Here is a 13353-nt window from a genome sequence, read left to right as displayed (position 1 = left end):
CACAGCCCAGGGGCGGTCATCCCGCGACCGCGCGCCGGGCCTGATGGCCCGCCCGTCGGAGGCGTCCGTGCAGCGGACTGCCGTGAGACCAAGCTGTCTTCCCGGACCCGAGGGTCCGCAAGCGCGACCGCGCGCCGGGCCTGATGGCCCGCCCGTCGGAGGCGTCCGTGCAGCGGACTTTCGTGAGACCAAGCTGTCTTCCCGGACCCGAGGGTCCGCAAGCGCGACCGCGCGCCGGGCCTGATGGCCCGCCCGTCGGAGGCGTCCGTGCAGCGGACTGCCGTGAGACCAAGACAATGGTGACCCCGACTGGACTCGAACCAGTGACCTACGGATTAGGAATCCGTTGCTCTATCCACCTGAGCTACGGGGCCAGCCAAGCTGCCTAACTGGGATAGATGAATTCCTGAAGCAAGCTTGAAATTCGGTCTGACGGGCCTGCCTCGCCCCTCAATGCGCCTCTGAAAGCTGGCGCCTGCTGCCATGCTGACGAAGGCTTCGTGCAAGGATCAAACACCACGGTCTCGCGAACAGGTCGATTAGGCATTCCTTTAACCCGTCCGGGTAAGGTTAAGTTTCAAGAGCGTCCCATCGGTCGCGGTCGGAGAATTTTGTGCGGTTGTCGGCAAACCCACTGGCGGTGATTACCCTCGTCCTGAGCCTGGTTATGGCTCTGGCGCCGGCGACCGTGTACGCGCAAGTCGCTGAAAGCATGCAGACCTTCGAAGACGCGGTGGATGCGTCGCGAGCGTCGATGATGCGCGATCCGACAACGGCTCTGGCCTTGTCCGAGCAGGCCGAGGCGCTGGCCCGCCAGCTCATTTTAAATGAGCGGGATGAAGCGCTGGCGACGGCCTGGTGGCTGCAGTCGGAAGCGTTGACCCGGATGGGTCGGGCCGAGGATGCCCACCCGGTTGCCCTTGAAGCGCGCGCGCGCCTGGGAGAGGCACCAGCTGAGACCCAGCTTCTGGCGGATATCTACACCTCGCTCGGCCGGATCGAGAAAGTGCTCGGCGAGCATGGCGACGCGCTGGAGAATTATCAGCGCGCCTACGAAATCTACCGCGATCTGGGCGAGAGCCGCAGCGAGTCGATTGCGCTCCAGTCCATGGCATCCATCTACTCCGACGCGCAGCAATACGAGCGGGCGGTGGAGTATTTCACGAATGCGCTTGCGCGTTATCAGGATCCGTCGCTTGACCTGGCTGCGCACAACAATCTGGCAAACGCCCTGACCCAGCTGGAGCGCTATGACGAGGCGGCGCGCTCTTTCGGGCAGGCGCGGACCCTGGCCAGCACCATGGGCAGCGCGATCCTCGAAGCCCGTGTGCTCAACAATCTCGCCAACATGCAGGTCGAGCAGGGCGATTATGACGGGGCGGAAGTCTCGATCGATGCCGCCTTCAGCCTGGTCGAGGATGACGGCACGTTCGAATGGGTGCGCTTCTTCTGGGGCATCCGCGCCCAGATTGCATTCGGTCGCGGGCAATCGGACCGGGCTATCAGGTTTCTCGGCGTCGCGTTCCGTGATGTTGATGTCGGGACGACGTCGCAAAACTATACCGAACTGCACGGCAGCGCCGCCGAGATCTATGCCTCGCATGGTGACTGGGTTTCCGCCTTCGCCCATTTGCAGGCGTTCAAGCGGCTGACAGACGAGCGGTCCGCCTTCGCCAGCTCCGCCAACAGTGCCCTCGTTGGCGCCCAGTTCGACTTCACCGAGCAAGAACTTGAGATCCAGCGATTGCGTTCGGCGAGCCTCGAGCAGGCGCTCGACCTGGCGCGAGCCCGTCAGTCACGCAATCTGATGATCGCCTTGGGCGTCGGTGCAGCCTGCCTCTTCCTTGTCGGTATCGTGTTCGCGCGAAGCCGGGTGGCGCGCGCCAAGGCGCAGGCGCTCTCGCAGGTGCTGTACACGGATACCGGCACGGGATTGCCGACCCATGCGGCCCTGATCCGGGACCTGGCGGCCGTCACCGCCGATACCGGCGTGGCGCCGGTGGTGATTGCCGTGCAGATCAAGCGTCACAAGCATTTGTCGGGGGCACTCGGATACAGCGTCTATTCGCGCTTCGAGCAAGCCGTTGCGGCCCGCTTGGCGGGCGGTGACCATCCGGTGGTCGTGTACCGGCTCCTGCCGGGCCTGTTCGCCTTGCTGCAGCCAACCGCCGACCGACGCGAGGCGACTGCGATCGCCCGGGAGGTTGCCGCCCTGTTCGAGACGGCTGTCTGTGTTGACGATCTCAATATCGATGTCGGCCTCATTTGCGGCCTGGCCCGGGATGAGGATGCGGAAGCCGCAGTGCGACAGGCCCACCTGGCGATTGATCAGGCACGGCGGCTCAATCTCCCCCATGCGGAATTTGACCGGGTGATGTACGGCAATCCGGCAGCGAACCTGTCTCTGATGAGTGAGATGATGCAGGCGACCGAGAAGGGCGAGATGTCACTCTTCTACCAGCCCAAGCTGAATGTCCGTACCGGTCGGTTCGAGTCCGTGGAAGCCCTCAGTCGCTGGTGCCATCCCGGGCGCGGCAACATCTCCCCTGACCAGTTCATTCCGCAGGCCGAGGAGACCGGACATATCCGCCCCTTCACCGAATGGGTGATCCGGCAGAGCATTGCGGACCAGAAACGACTGCTGGCCGAGGGCAAGACAATCTCGATGGCCATCAATATTTCCGGTGCCCTGGTCGGTGATGCCGACTTTGCGCGCAAGGCACGCGCCATGGTGATCGGTGCCAGTGGGCCGATCACGTTCGAAATCACCGAGACGGCCGTGATGACCAATCCGGACAAGGCGATCGAACATCTCAATTCCTGGCGCGAATCCGGCGCCCGCATTTCCATCGATGACTATGGCACTGGCCAGTCTTCCCTCGCGTATCTGCAAGCCATTCCGAGTGATGAGCTGAAGCTCGACCGGCAGTTCGTGTCCAATCTGAATGCCAATGCGCGCGGCCGGATGCTGATCAAGTCGACCATCGACCTGGCCCACAATCTGGGCCTGCAGGTCGTGGCCGAGGGCGTCGAGACCGAGACCGAGCTCGCAGCGCTTGAATTGCTGGGCAGTGACTGGATCCAGGGATTCCTGCTGTCCAGGCCTCTGCCGATTGAAGAGCTGGAGCGGTTCCTGACCGCTCCTGACCAGGTCGAGCGTGACTCCAGCGCGTTGGGCTAGTCGGTCAACGGAAGGTCAGGTGCGGGCCAACAACCCGTCCGACTGCATCCGCCAGAGGCAAAGATCGATCCGGTCCTGTCCGAAGAAGGCCTCTCCCTTGTAGGCCAGCGTCGGAACACCCCAATGACCGGCCGCCGTCAGCGCGGCTTCATTGCCGGCCAGCACGGCATCCAGGCGTTCAGCCTGTGTTTCTGCGGCCGACATCAACGCGTCGGCATCCAGACCGCAGGCCGTCAGCGCGCTTTCCAGCACGCCGGGCGCGGTCCAGTCCTCGCCGGACCAGATTTGCGATGACATCGCCTGAAGAGCGGCCAGGCCGGCACCGGTCTCGGCCGCGGCCAGTCCGATCCGGGTCAGGCGATGGATATGGGGTTGGTCGGGCGCTGCGCGCTTGCGATCGCTCGCCATCAGCACCGGATCGGGTGAGGGCAGACCGATCGGCATGCCGAGATAGTCGGCCAGGCGCAGGACATCGGTCAGCAGATATCCCATCCACATGGGGTCTTCGCGCTCAAAAAAGTCAGGCTGCCTGAGGGCCAGTGGTCGCACGGGCCGGACATTGACGATGAGATCCCATTCGGCCTCGAGCGCCACGAGGCGCGGCAGGGCAAGGTAGGAATAGGGGCTGCGGAAGGACCAGAACAGGTCGATGGAATGGGTCATCCCGGCAGTCTAGGAGGCGTCGTGCGCCAGGCAAGCAAAAGGGCGGGGCCTTGCGGCACCCGCCCTTGCTGTTTCGTACCGGTGGACCGGTCTAGCGGACCTGGTCGCGCAGCGAGTTGAGCTGGCTGGCCACTTCCTGGGTCGCCTGGGTCATCTGGTCGACGGCTTCCTTGCCGCGAGCGACCGACTGGCCGGAACCGCGGACACCGTCGAGGATTTCCTTGACCTCATTGTCGAGGGCAGAGATGCGCGAGGCGATGTCTTCGGTCGCCTTGGCGGTCTGGCCGGCCAGCGCTTTCACTTCCCCGGCGACAACCGCAAACCCGCGGCCGGCATCGCCGGCGCGGGCCGCTTCGATGGTCGCGTTCAGGGCCAGGAGGTTGGTCTGGCTGGCGATCGCTTCAATCGTCGACAGGATGGCGTTGATTCGCTGCGAGGCGTCGGTGAGAGCCTCGACCCGGCGCTCAAGCACCTGGCTCGATTCTTCAACCTGGTTCATGGCGTCGCGGGCGACCTGCGCCGCTTCGGCACCCTGCGAGGCGCGAGCCGCCGATTCGCCAACGGCTTCAGCGATGGCGTTGGCGTCGGTGGTGGCGCCCTCTTGGGCAGGAGCATCGTCGGTGTAAGCGTAGGCGTTCATCGGAGGGGTGTCCCTGATTGAAATGTCAGCCATCAGCAATAGCGGGAGTTGGTAAACGGAATGGTAAACGCCGCAGTCTTTTTTGGCGTGATTTTTGTATGTGATATTGAGTTATACAACCTTCAGGTGTATTTTGGGCGCAGCACGGAGATCGCCATGAGATTGCCCGCCTTGATTTTGTTATGCCTTTCAGCCTGTGGGCCGACCGATGCGGTCCAGGGTGATGCCGCCCCGACGGTCCGGACGGGCACGGCTGTGCCAACCGCCGGATCGGTGGTCGCTACCCGTCAGGTCCCGTCCCGGCCCGAGGGGGATACTGGTGAGCGGGGTCGATTCGTTGCGATGTCGGGTGCATTGACGCTGACCGTCGAAACTGATTCGGGCCCGCTGGAGGTCCGGCTGGCGGAAGTCGATACACCCGTTCCGGAGCAAACCCGGGCGTGGCTGGCTGACCAGTTGGCCGGCCGGGAGGTCGAGCTGGTCTATTCGGGTCTGCGCCGCGACCGGTATGGCAGGGCGTTGGCCCAGATTGTCATCGAAGCCGGTGCGGACAGTGCAGGCGGTGCCGACAGGGCTGGCGCGCCGGCAACCGCGGGCTGGCTGCAATACCGCTTGGTCGAGGCTGGTCTGGGGCGGGTGATGAGCCATGCCGACAACCAGGCCCAGGTTGCATGGCTCCTGCCGGTCGAGGATCGCGCCCGCAGGGCGGGGCGGGGATTGTGGGCCGGGCCGGATCATCAGGTCCGCGATACCCATCCTGATGAGCTGGCCCAGGATGTGGGTACGGCCCAGCTCGTTGAAGGCCGCGTGCTGGACGCCGTCCAGCTCAACTCGGGACGCATCTATCTCAATTTCGGGAGCGATTATCGCTCGGATTTCACTGTCCGGATCGACGCCGCTGACAGTCAGGCCTTCACAGATGCCGGACTGACCCCGGACGGGCTGGTCGGTCAGCGTGTCCGCGTGCGCGGTTGGGTGACAGACGAGAACGGGCCGATGATCGTGATTGACCACCCGGCCCGTCTGGAACGCCTTGGTGAGAACCTCACCGCAGCGCAGGCCCGATAGGGCAGCCGCCCGCATCGGCCTTCCGGACGCGCAGGTCGATAGGACCATACCGGGCCACACCCGGAACCCGCGGCAAAGGGTGCGACGTCAGCGGATGACGCGGGCAGGGTCAGGCGTCGGGGAGGAGGCCCGCCTCATACGGATCGCCCACCGCCGCCGTCAGGTGTCCGCGCAGCTTGTCGAGGGCCGCGTTCTCAATCTGTCGCACCCGTTCCTTGGAAATGCCCAGCACATCGCCGAGGCTGGCCAGCGTCGAGCCCTCCTCGTTGAGGCGACGTTGCCGGATGATGAACTGCTCGCGCGGATTCAACCCGTCCAGCGCCTGCCCGAGCCAGGCGGATCGCCGCTCGCTGTCGGTGCGATTCATGACTTCGTCTTCCGGTGCCATGTTGTCATCGACGAGGAAGTCCTGCCATTGGCTGTCTTCGCTGTCGCCGACGGGGGCGTTGAGCGAGCGGTCCGAGGCACTCAGGCGCATCGCCATGCTCTCGACATCCTGCTCCCGGACCCGAAGGTCCTTGGCGATCCGCTCGCGGTTTTCCGGCGAGATGGAGCTGCCATCGAGATCGCCAATATTCGCACGCATCCGGCGAAGGTTGAAGAACAGGGACTTCTGCGCCGAAGTCGTGCCGGTCCGCACGATCGACCAGTTGCGCAGCACATAGTCCTGGATGCAGGAGCGGATCCACCAGGTGACGTAGGTGGAGAAACGCACATCGCGCTCGGGGTCAAAGCGGTCTGCCGCTTTCATGAGACCGATATTGCCTTCCTGGATGAGGTCGGAGAAGGGCAGGCCATAGCGCTTGAACTTGGCGGCCACCGCGATGACGAGGCGCATGTGGGCTTCGGTCAACTCGTGGAGGGCTTTTTCGTCGCGATCCTCTTTCCAGCGGCGGGCGAGATCGGCTTCGTCCTCGCGGGACAGAAGGTCCCGAGCCATGGCAGATTTGACGAAACGCTGTTCACCCGCATCGCGGGCGGCAGACGGGTGGGTAGAACGTGCAGTGGCGGCCGTTGCGGTCGTCATGGGAGTCCTCCTTGGTTTCAGGAGGTCCTACGTCCTTGCCGGAAGTTCGGATCACTGCGGCGGGAAAGCCGGGCAGATTACGGGCGCACCATTTTCCCCGGGCGCAGACCCGGGGCCAACGAAACCGTCCAGCCATCGATGAGCAACGCGTCGGTCCCGGATCGCGCTGACGCGCGTCCGGGAAAAGTGGGCGGAGGCGCTAAGAAGGATTGGCGCCGCGGCGCCCACTAAACCATACATCCCTTGCCGGGATACGGCCCGCTGGCTGTCATGGGATTAATGGCCTACTCCGCGCACCGTGCGCGAAAAATGGTGCGTGTCCCCACTTATCCCGGTTGCATCCCCGGCGAAGGCCGGGCGCAAGTCCGGGACCTATGCGTCTGCAACCTGTTGGGGCCCGGCCCTGCAACCTGCCTTCGCAGGCTATCCGGCCGGGAGGACAAGGACGGTGTGGTTGGGTGAAGGCGGCGTGCTGGTGGGTCGAGGTCCCCCGGATGTCCGCTTTGCCGCCACCGGGGGATGACGGTGGGACTGAGGGACACCCAACCTTCGCCATTCCCAAAACCAAAACGCCCGGCCAAAGGGCCGGGCGTTTCGTGTCAGTATCGCGGCTTGATCGGATTGATCAGGCGGCGACCTTCTTGGCGAGCGAGGTGGACAGCATTTCGCGGGCCGCTTCGTGCTCGATGTTCTCGACGGCCGCGAGTTCGCGAACCATGCGATCCAGGGCCGACTCATAGAGCTGGCGTTCGGAATAGGACTGCTCCGGCTGATCTTCGGCGCGGTGCAGGTCGCGAACGACTTCGGCGATCTGGATCAGGTCACCGGAATTGATCTTGGCTTCGTATTCCTGGGCCCGGCGGCTCCACATGGTCCGCTTGACCTTGGCCTTGCCCTTGAGGGTCTTCAGCGCATCCTTGACGATCTTGTCGCTGGACAGCGGCCGCATGCCCGACGCTTCGGTCTTGGCGGTTGGCACGCGCAGCGTCATCTTGTCCTGCTCGAAGGTGACGACATAAACTTCAATGTCGAAGCCAGCGACGCTATCTTTTTCAACACCCGTTACCTGGCCTACGCCATGCGCGGGATACACAATAAAGTCGCCCTTTTTGAAAGACTTGTCGTTTTTCGTCATGGATGCTCTCTCGTTGGGCCCTGCTGCCACGGAAACACAAAAAGTCGCAGACCGCTCTCAAAGGTAGTCCGGCACCCACCCGGCTCTGAGATCGAAAATCTGCGCGCAAATCACCGTGTAGAAAGGCGGGTGGCGCGACAGGCGCCTCCCATCAATGCGTCCAGCATAGCATAAAATTCGGCGATTTCCAAACGGTAGCGCTTGGTTAACCCGAAACGGCTAGTCGCCGCTGCCCGGTTTCTCCGAGAAGTATTTCTCGTACTTGCCGGTCTCCTCGGCCATCGCATCGGCGTCGGCCGGGGCGTCCTTGCGGAGCGTGATATTGGGCCAGGTCTCGGCGAATTTCGAGTTGATCGCCAACCACTTGCCATCCTTGTCGTCCTCGGTGTCGGGCTTGATGGCCTCGACTGGACATTCCGGCTCACAGACGCCGCAATCAATGCACTCGTCCGGATGGATGACGAGGAAATTCTCGCCCTCGTAGAAGCAATCAACGGGGCAGACTTCAACGCAGTCCGTATATTTGCAGCGCACGCAGGCGTCGGTGACAATATAGGTCATGTTGGCCGGGACTTTGTTCGGGACAAGGGCAGAGGCGGAGTTGCTGGCGGGACATGGGCCGCGAGGGCTTTTTTGTCAACGGGTGCGCAGTCGCGCTTCTGCACGTGTGCGGGCAAAGACACGGTCCCGGTCGTCAATCGCCAGCAGCGGCCCGATACGCCGGATGAAGGCGTCCTCGAAGGGTGATTTCTCACCATCCGCCAGCGCCACCAGCCATAATTGTTCGACCAGGGCGATCCTCTCCTGGCGCGACAGGCAGGCCTTGACCACCTTGGTAAAGCGGTGATGGTCGACCGCGCTCTCCGCCAGTTCCTCGCCCTGTTCCAGGACATGGGCAACGCGCGCCGCCGACAGACCGAAGGCTCCGGCGAGGATGTCGCGGATCTGGTCCTGCTCGCAGTCGGCATAAATGCCATCGGCCAGGGCCGCCTCCACCAACAGTGTGCAGGCAGCGATATGGGGATCGGTCTCGGGCCGCAGATCGGCGTCGGCGGAGGCGAAGAAATTGCGGATGGCTTCAAACATGGTTCGCGTCCATTGCTCAGGCGTGGGTGGTCGTGCCGGTTGTCGGCGCGTCATCGAGCCGGCGATAGAGGGTTTGCGCTTCGCTCGCCGGACCGCGCCGCGTTCCCAGCGCCAGTATTTCCAGCCGCACGATCCCGTCATTGCGCGGCAGGGTCAATGTGTCGCCTGCGCGCACCAGGGTGGACGGTTTGTTGATCTTGCGGGTCAGGCCGTCGCGGGAAACCCGCAAGCGGCCTTTCTGGACGATGGCGGTGGCGAGGCTGCGGGTCTTGAACTGGCGCGCCTGCCACAGCCAGACATCAATCCGTATTGCGTCACCCGTTTCGCTCACTGACCGACCTTCACGCGCTTTCGTCGGTTGAGGGTTTGGCGGTCGCTGACCCGGCGGTGCCCGCTGAACCCGCATCGACCGGGGCGTCGGCTGTCACGGCGGAGGTCGTGTCGGCGACCGGATCAGGCTTTGCCTCGCCCTTGGCGCCACCCTTGCGGCGTTTGCGCGGCGGCCGCGGCTTGCGCTTGGGCGCTTCGGGCAGTGCCAGCGCGGCCAGCGCCGCGAACGGGCTGTCGGACAGGTCGACCGGGGCCGGGGCCGCTTCGGCCGCCGGTTTGCGCTTTCCGTCGCGCCGGCCCTCACGCTTGCCGTCCGGACGGCCGCTGCCGGGGTGCTTGCTGCGACGACGGTCCCAGCGCTCGCCTTCGGCTTTCTCCGGATCCGGGCCTTGCTGGATGCGGCGATAGCCCAGTGCCGTCAGGGTGCCGCGCAGGTCCTCGACGGAACAGCCCAGCACTGCGGTCATGTCGGCAGTCAGCGGGAAGCCCTTGCCTTCGTCCTTGCCGGCTTCGCGCAGCGTGTCGGCGAGGCGTTCCAGCATGTCGAAGCGGACCGCGCGCGGACCGCAGGGCTGGAAGCCGACGGCGGCATAATCGGCCCGGGTACGTGAACGGTCATTGGCGATCGAGGTCAGCCCCGGCGCCGGCATCCAGGCCAGATCGGTGCGACCGGCCGCGACGGCATGCAGCAGGGCGTTGAGACGGGCCGGAGCGGGCTTCACCAGTTCCGGCACATAAATCATGTGCTCGCCGATCCGCACGCCGGCGGCGCGCAGGGCGCGGCGCTCGACCTGGGACAGGTTGCGGACGTCGTCACTGATGGTCAGCCGGGGCAGGGCACCGCCCGCTTCGTACAGTCGCCAGGCGATGCCGCGGGCGAGCCCGGGCATGTCCTCGGCCTGTCCGGCATCGCGCAGGCGGAACAGCGGCGCCAGCCGTGTTTCGATATGGGTGGTCAGACTGGCTTCCAGTCCAGCGCGGGCGCGGGACTGGGTTTCCGGGGCACCGAGATCGCCGCCGATCAGCTTGATCGCCGGTTTGAGGGGCGTCGGTCCTGGGATGAGCTGGGCGACAGCTTCGCCGCCCACGCTGATCTGGCCGTCATCGGAGAAAGTAAGTTCATCCATGGTGATTTTCGCCAGCGCTCCCAGCCGTCGGTTGATTTCAGGGCGCAACGCACGCAGCGCTGCCGATTTCAGGGTCCGGGCCGCCAGCTCGCGGCCCTGGGCATCCGGTTTGAATGTGAGGCCGACCAGACGGCCGACGAAATGGCCTTCTACCGTAACCTCGCCATTGCTGGCGACCCCTGCCAGCAAATCTCTCTCATCGCGCAGCCCTTTCACAAGCGCGCTGGTGCGCCGGTCAACGAAGCGCTGCATCAGGCGTTCGTGCAGGGCGTCGGACAGGCGGTCCTCGATTTCGCGGGTGACGCCGCGCCAATGGGACGGGTCGCGGGTCCAGTCGGCGCGGTGGGCGGCATAGGCCCAGGTGCGCACATGGGCGAGCCGGGCGGCGAGCGCGTCGACATCGCCGGAGGTCTTCTTGAAACGTTCCAGCTGACCGGCCATCCAGTCATCCGGCAGGCGCCCGCCCGGACCGGTCAGGTGCAGATAGATCGACTTGATCAGTCGGGCATGGGCGTCCAGCGTCGCCTTGCGAAAGTCTGGCAGGCGGCAGGCGTCCCACAGGCGGCGTACGGCGGCGGGCGAGGTCACGCGGTCGCGGATCTCGCGGTCTGTGGCCAGCACACCCAGTGCTCTTTCATCGGACGCTTCTCCGACCCGTTCCAGCAGGCGGTCTCGCGAAGGCTTGCCCAGCGTGAACTGGAGCGCCTCCAGCGATCCCTCGTCGAGGTCCGGATTGCGCCATTGCAGTTTTTCGACCGGTGCAAAGCGGTGGCTTTCGACGGCTTCCACCCGGTCCGGCTCGAAGGGGCGGCAATCGGCGGTCTCGCCAAATGTGCCGTCATTGCGGAAGCGCCCGGCGCGCCCGGCAATCTGGGCCATCTCGGCGGCGGTCAGCTGGCGACGGCGGCGGCCGTCGAACTTGCGGCTCTCGGCGAAGGCGACATGGTCGATATCCATGTTCAGTCCCATGCCGATGGCGTCGGTGGCGACCAGGAAGTCGACCTCGCCGGACTGGTACAGCTCGACCTGGGCGTTACGGGTACGCGGCGACAGGCCGCCCATCACCACCGCCGCCCCGCCGCGGCGACGGCGCAGCAGCTCGGCGATTGCGTAGACCGCCTCGGCCGAGAACGCGACGACGGCCGAGCGGCGCGGCAGGCGGGTCAGGTTGGCAGGTCCGGCATAGGACAGCTGCGAGAAGCGCTCGCGATAGGTGATGTCGGCCTCGGGCACGAGTTCGCGCACCATGCGATACATGGTGCCGGCGCCCAGCAGCATGGTTTCCTCGGTCCCTCGCGCGCGTAGCAGCCGGTCGGTGAACACGTGACCGCGTTCCGGATCATGGCCCAGCTGGATCTCGTCGACGGCAACAAAGGCGACGCGTTTTTCCACCGGCATGGATTCGACGGTACAAATGAAGTAGCGCGCACTGGGCGGGACGATCTTTTCCTCACCGGTGATCAGGGCCACGGCTGCCGGGCCCTTGGCCTTGACCACGCGGTCATAGATCTCCCGCGCCAACAGGCGCAAGGGCAGGCCGATCATGCCGGAGGCACGACCGAGCATGCGCTCGACGGCGAGATGGGTCTTGCCTGTATTGGTCGGACCCAGGGCCGCTGTCACCTGGCCGGGCTCATTGTGGTGAAGCGCCATGTCGCTAGTCCTCACACACAAGAGCCGGTCCGGGCAATCCTGTGCAACCTCCCGGGCGGTGCGGGTGTCAGTGTTCGGCGATGGAGCGGGCGACGATGGTCACGCCGCCAAAGCCGGCATTGGTGCGGATGCGGACGGGGACATGAATGTCGCCGCCATGGACGGGCGCCAACCAGAAGGTGATTGGACGGGAGATGTCATCCTCGGACGGAAACTCGTCGGCCTCATAACCGGACACCGGCTCGTAATAGGCGTGACAGACCACGGCGTCGCCGGACCAGGCACGGGTACGGACCCGGTCCGTACCGCCATCCTCAAAGCGCAGATTATAGCGGGCCCGACCGTCAAAGACCGGAAGTGTGCCGTCGCAATGAGTAGCGCCGCGCTCGACCGCGCCCAGGCCCATCGCCAGAAGTGTCGACAGGGGGTCGGCGGCACCGGCGCGCTCTTCGTCGGTTGCCGGCGGCTCGCCCATCGAGCCGAAGGGCGGCTCGATATCCGGCGTGGCGACGCCGTCAGGGAAATCGATCGCCACCACCCGGTTCTTCGAACTGGCGTGATTGAGGTGGCTGTAGTGCCACGGACGCAGTTGAGGGCCGTCGCGATACCCACTCACTCCAGCCTCGATATCGGCATCGGTGAAGAGCGCGGCCAGTCCGGCGGCGGTGAACCGCGCCGAGGCCTGGTAGGTCTCGTCGGCAAACTGGCTGGACACCACGATACTGGCGACCTGGAATACCATGACGGAGCCGGCATACTGGACCGTCACCCCCTGCATGGCCGCTGCGGAATCTGTCATGGCGGCGTCGTCGGCACCAGCCGTTGTGGATACGGCCAGGGCGGTCGCGGCCATGGCCCCGTAAATCCAAGTCTTTTTCACGCGGAACTCTCCTGATCTGAGCCCCCTGGGCCCTATCCCATATGGTAGTCCAACTGCAATAACTGATCCAAACCGACTGCAAGATGAACGCGGCAAGCTTGACGGCCCGCAATACCTCCTTTATTTCGCCCGCTCTCGCACTGGTCGCAATACCGGTGCGCACGGATTTTTATATTTGAAAGGTGCGATTATGGCGCGTCGTTGCGAACTGACGGGAACTGGCGTTTTGACGGGAAACAATGTTTCTCACGCCCAGAACAAGTCCCGCCGCCGTTTTCTGCCGAACCTGTGCGATGTGACCCTGGCGTCTGAAAAGCTCGGTCGTGGCTTCAAGCTGCGTGTCGCCGCCAAGGCCCTGCGCTCGGTTGACCATGTCGGTGGTCTGGACGTCTACCTCCTCAAGGCCCGTGACGAGACGCTCTCGGACAAGGCCCTGAAGATCAAGCGCGACCTGAAAAAGGCCATGGCTGCTTAAGCACCGGCCGCACTGACGGAATTACAACGCCCGCGGCTTGCCGCGGGCGTTGTCGTGTCTGGCGACGCGATATAGCCTTCCGGCGACA

12 protein-coding genes and 1 tRNA gene are annotated in these 13353 nt (G+C 64.7%); 3 read left to right on the top strand and 10 right to left on the bottom strand.

Annotation, left to right across the window (positions count from 1 at the left end; genetic code table 11):
- Window positions 1-297: 297 nt before the first annotated feature.
- A tRNA-Arg gene (locus VOI18_RS06905) sits at window positions 298-374 on the bottom strand.
- Window positions 375-667: 293 nt separating this feature from the next.
- Between VOI18_RS06905 and VOI18_RS06900 the strand changes: the two genes are divergently transcribed.
- Window positions 668-3181 (top strand): EAL domain-containing protein, encoded by a 2514-nt coding sequence (locus tag VOI18_RS06900; protein WP_323761665.1) that lies wholly within the window; start codon window positions 668-670, stop codon window positions 3179-3181.
- Window positions 3182-3196: 15 nt separating this feature from the next.
- Here the strand turns inward: VOI18_RS06900 and VOI18_RS06895 are convergent, their stop codons facing one another.
- Both VOI18_RS06895 and VOI18_RS06890 read right to left on the bottom strand, forming a co-directional pair.
- Entirely contained in the window at window positions 3197-3844 is a 648-nt protein-coding gene (locus VOI18_RS06895) for a 2-hydroxychromene-2-carboxylate isomerase (RefSeq protein WP_323761664.1), read from the bottom strand.
- A gap of 91 nt (window positions 3845-3935) precedes the next feature.
- The gene (locus VOI18_RS06890; protein ID WP_323761663.1) at window positions 3936-4484 is read right to left on the bottom strand and encodes a methyl-accepting chemotaxis protein; all 549 of its coding nucleotides are present in this window, start codon (window positions 4482-4484) and stop codon (window positions 3936-3938) included.
- A gap of 156 nt (window positions 4485-4640) precedes the next feature.
- On the opposite strand from VOI18_RS06890, the gene VOI18_RS06885 reads away from it, so the two are divergent.
- The gene (locus tag VOI18_RS06885) at window positions 4641-5552 is read left to right on the top strand and encodes a thermonuclease family protein (RefSeq protein ID WP_323761662.1); all 912 of its coding nucleotides are present in this window, start codon (window positions 4641-4643) and stop codon (window positions 5550-5552) included.
- Window positions 5553-5661: 109 nt separating this feature from the next.
- Here VOI18_RS06885 and VOI18_RS06880 read toward each other — a convergent pair whose 3' ends face one another.
- From VOI18_RS06880 to VOI18_RS06850, 7 genes are all read right to left on the bottom strand, one after another.
- Window positions 5662-6579, bottom strand: a complete 918-nt coding sequence (locus tag VOI18_RS06880) for an RNA polymerase factor sigma-32 (RefSeq protein WP_323761661.1) — start codon at window positions 6577-6579, stop codon at window positions 5662-5664.
- Window positions 6580-7204: 625 nt separating this feature from the next.
- The gene (locus VOI18_RS06875; RefSeq protein ID WP_323761660.1) at window positions 7205-7714 is read right to left on the bottom strand and encodes a CarD family transcriptional regulator; all 510 of its coding nucleotides are present in this window, start codon (window positions 7712-7714) and stop codon (window positions 7205-7207) included.
- A 219-nt stretch (window positions 7715-7933) separates the two neighbouring features.
- Window positions 7934-8275, bottom strand: coding sequence for a ferredoxin FdxA (gene fdxA / locus VOI18_RS06870; RefSeq protein WP_323761659.1), 342 nt, complete (start codon window positions 8273-8275; stop codon window positions 7934-7936).
- A gap of 75 nt (window positions 8276-8350) precedes the next feature.
- Window positions 8351-8800, bottom strand: a complete 450-nt coding sequence (locus VOI18_RS06865; protein WP_323761658.1) for a TerB family tellurite resistance protein — start codon at window positions 8798-8800, stop codon at window positions 8351-8353.
- A 16-nt stretch (window positions 8801-8816) separates the two neighbouring features.
- Complete coding sequence (locus VOI18_RS06860; RefSeq protein ID WP_323761657.1) at window positions 8817-9131, bottom strand: RNA-binding S4 domain-containing protein; 315 nt, start codon at window positions 9129-9131, stop codon at window positions 8817-8819.
- 10 nt (window positions 9132-9141) lie between these two features.
- On the bottom strand, window positions 9142-11910 hold the full coding sequence (locus VOI18_RS06855) for a DEAD/DEAH box helicase (RefSeq protein ID WP_323761656.1): 2769 nt from the start codon (window positions 11908-11910) through the stop codon (window positions 9142-9144).
- 67 nt (window positions 11911-11977) lie between these two features.
- Window positions 11978-12790, bottom strand: a complete 813-nt coding sequence (locus tag VOI18_RS06850) for a DUF3108 domain-containing protein (protein ID WP_323761655.1) — start codon at window positions 12788-12790, stop codon at window positions 11978-11980.
- Window positions 12791-12980: 190 nt separating this feature from the next.
- On the opposite strand from VOI18_RS06850, the gene rpmB reads away from it, so the two are divergent.
- Window positions 12981-13265, top strand: a complete 285-nt coding sequence (rpmB, locus tag VOI18_RS06845; protein WP_323761654.1) for a 50S ribosomal protein L28 — start codon at window positions 12981-12983, stop codon at window positions 13263-13265.
- Window positions 13266-13353 lie beyond the last annotated feature (88 nt).

It is taken from the genome of Maricaulis sp. (assembly GCF_034670125.1).
Lineage (GTDB): Bacteria > Pseudomonadota > Alphaproteobacteria > Caulobacterales > Maricaulaceae > Maricaulis.
The sequence above is the reverse complement of the archived record's forward strand: the minus strand, read 5'-3'. Positions and strand labels throughout refer to the sequence as shown.

Excerpts from the sequence above, each read along its gene's own strand:
- VOI18_RS06880 (WP_323761661.1), bottom strand. The coding sequence starts at position 6,579 with ATGACGACCGCAACGGCCGCCACTGCACGTTCTACCCACCCGTCTGCC.
- VOI18_RS06900 (WP_323761665.1), top strand. The coding sequence starts at position 668 with ATGGCTCTGGCGCCGGCGACCGTGTACGCGCAAGTCGCTGAAAGCATG.
- VOI18_RS06890 (WP_323761663.1), bottom strand. The coding sequence starts at position 4,484 with ATGAACGCCTACGCTTACACCGACGATGCTCCTGCCCAAGAGGGCGCC.
- VOI18_RS06865 (WP_323761658.1), bottom strand. The coding sequence starts at position 8,800 with ATGTTTGAAGCCATCCGCAATTTCTTCGCCTCCGCCGACGCCGATCTG.
- VOI18_RS06855 (WP_323761656.1), bottom strand. The coding sequence starts at position 11,910 with ATGGCGCTTCACCACAATGAGCCCGGCCAGGTGACAGCGGCCCTGGGT.
- VOI18_RS06875 (WP_323761660.1), bottom strand. The coding sequence starts at position 7,714 with ATGACGAAAAACGACAAGTCTTTCAAAAAGGGCGACTTTATTGTGTAT.
- VOI18_RS06895 (WP_323761664.1), bottom strand. The coding sequence starts at position 3,844 with ATGACCCATTCCATCGACCTGTTCTGGTCCTTCCGCAGCCCCTATTCC.
- rpmB (WP_323761654.1), top strand. The coding sequence starts at position 12,981 with ATGGCGCGTCGTTGCGAACTGACGGGAACTGGCGTTTTGACGGGAAAC.
- fdxA (WP_323761659.1), bottom strand. The coding sequence starts at position 8,275 with ATGACCTATATTGTCACCGACGCCTGCGTGCGCTGCAAATATACGGAC.
- VOI18_RS06885 (WP_323761662.1), top strand. The coding sequence starts at position 4,641 with ATGAGATTGCCCGCCTTGATTTTGTTATGCCTTTCAGCCTGTGGGCCG.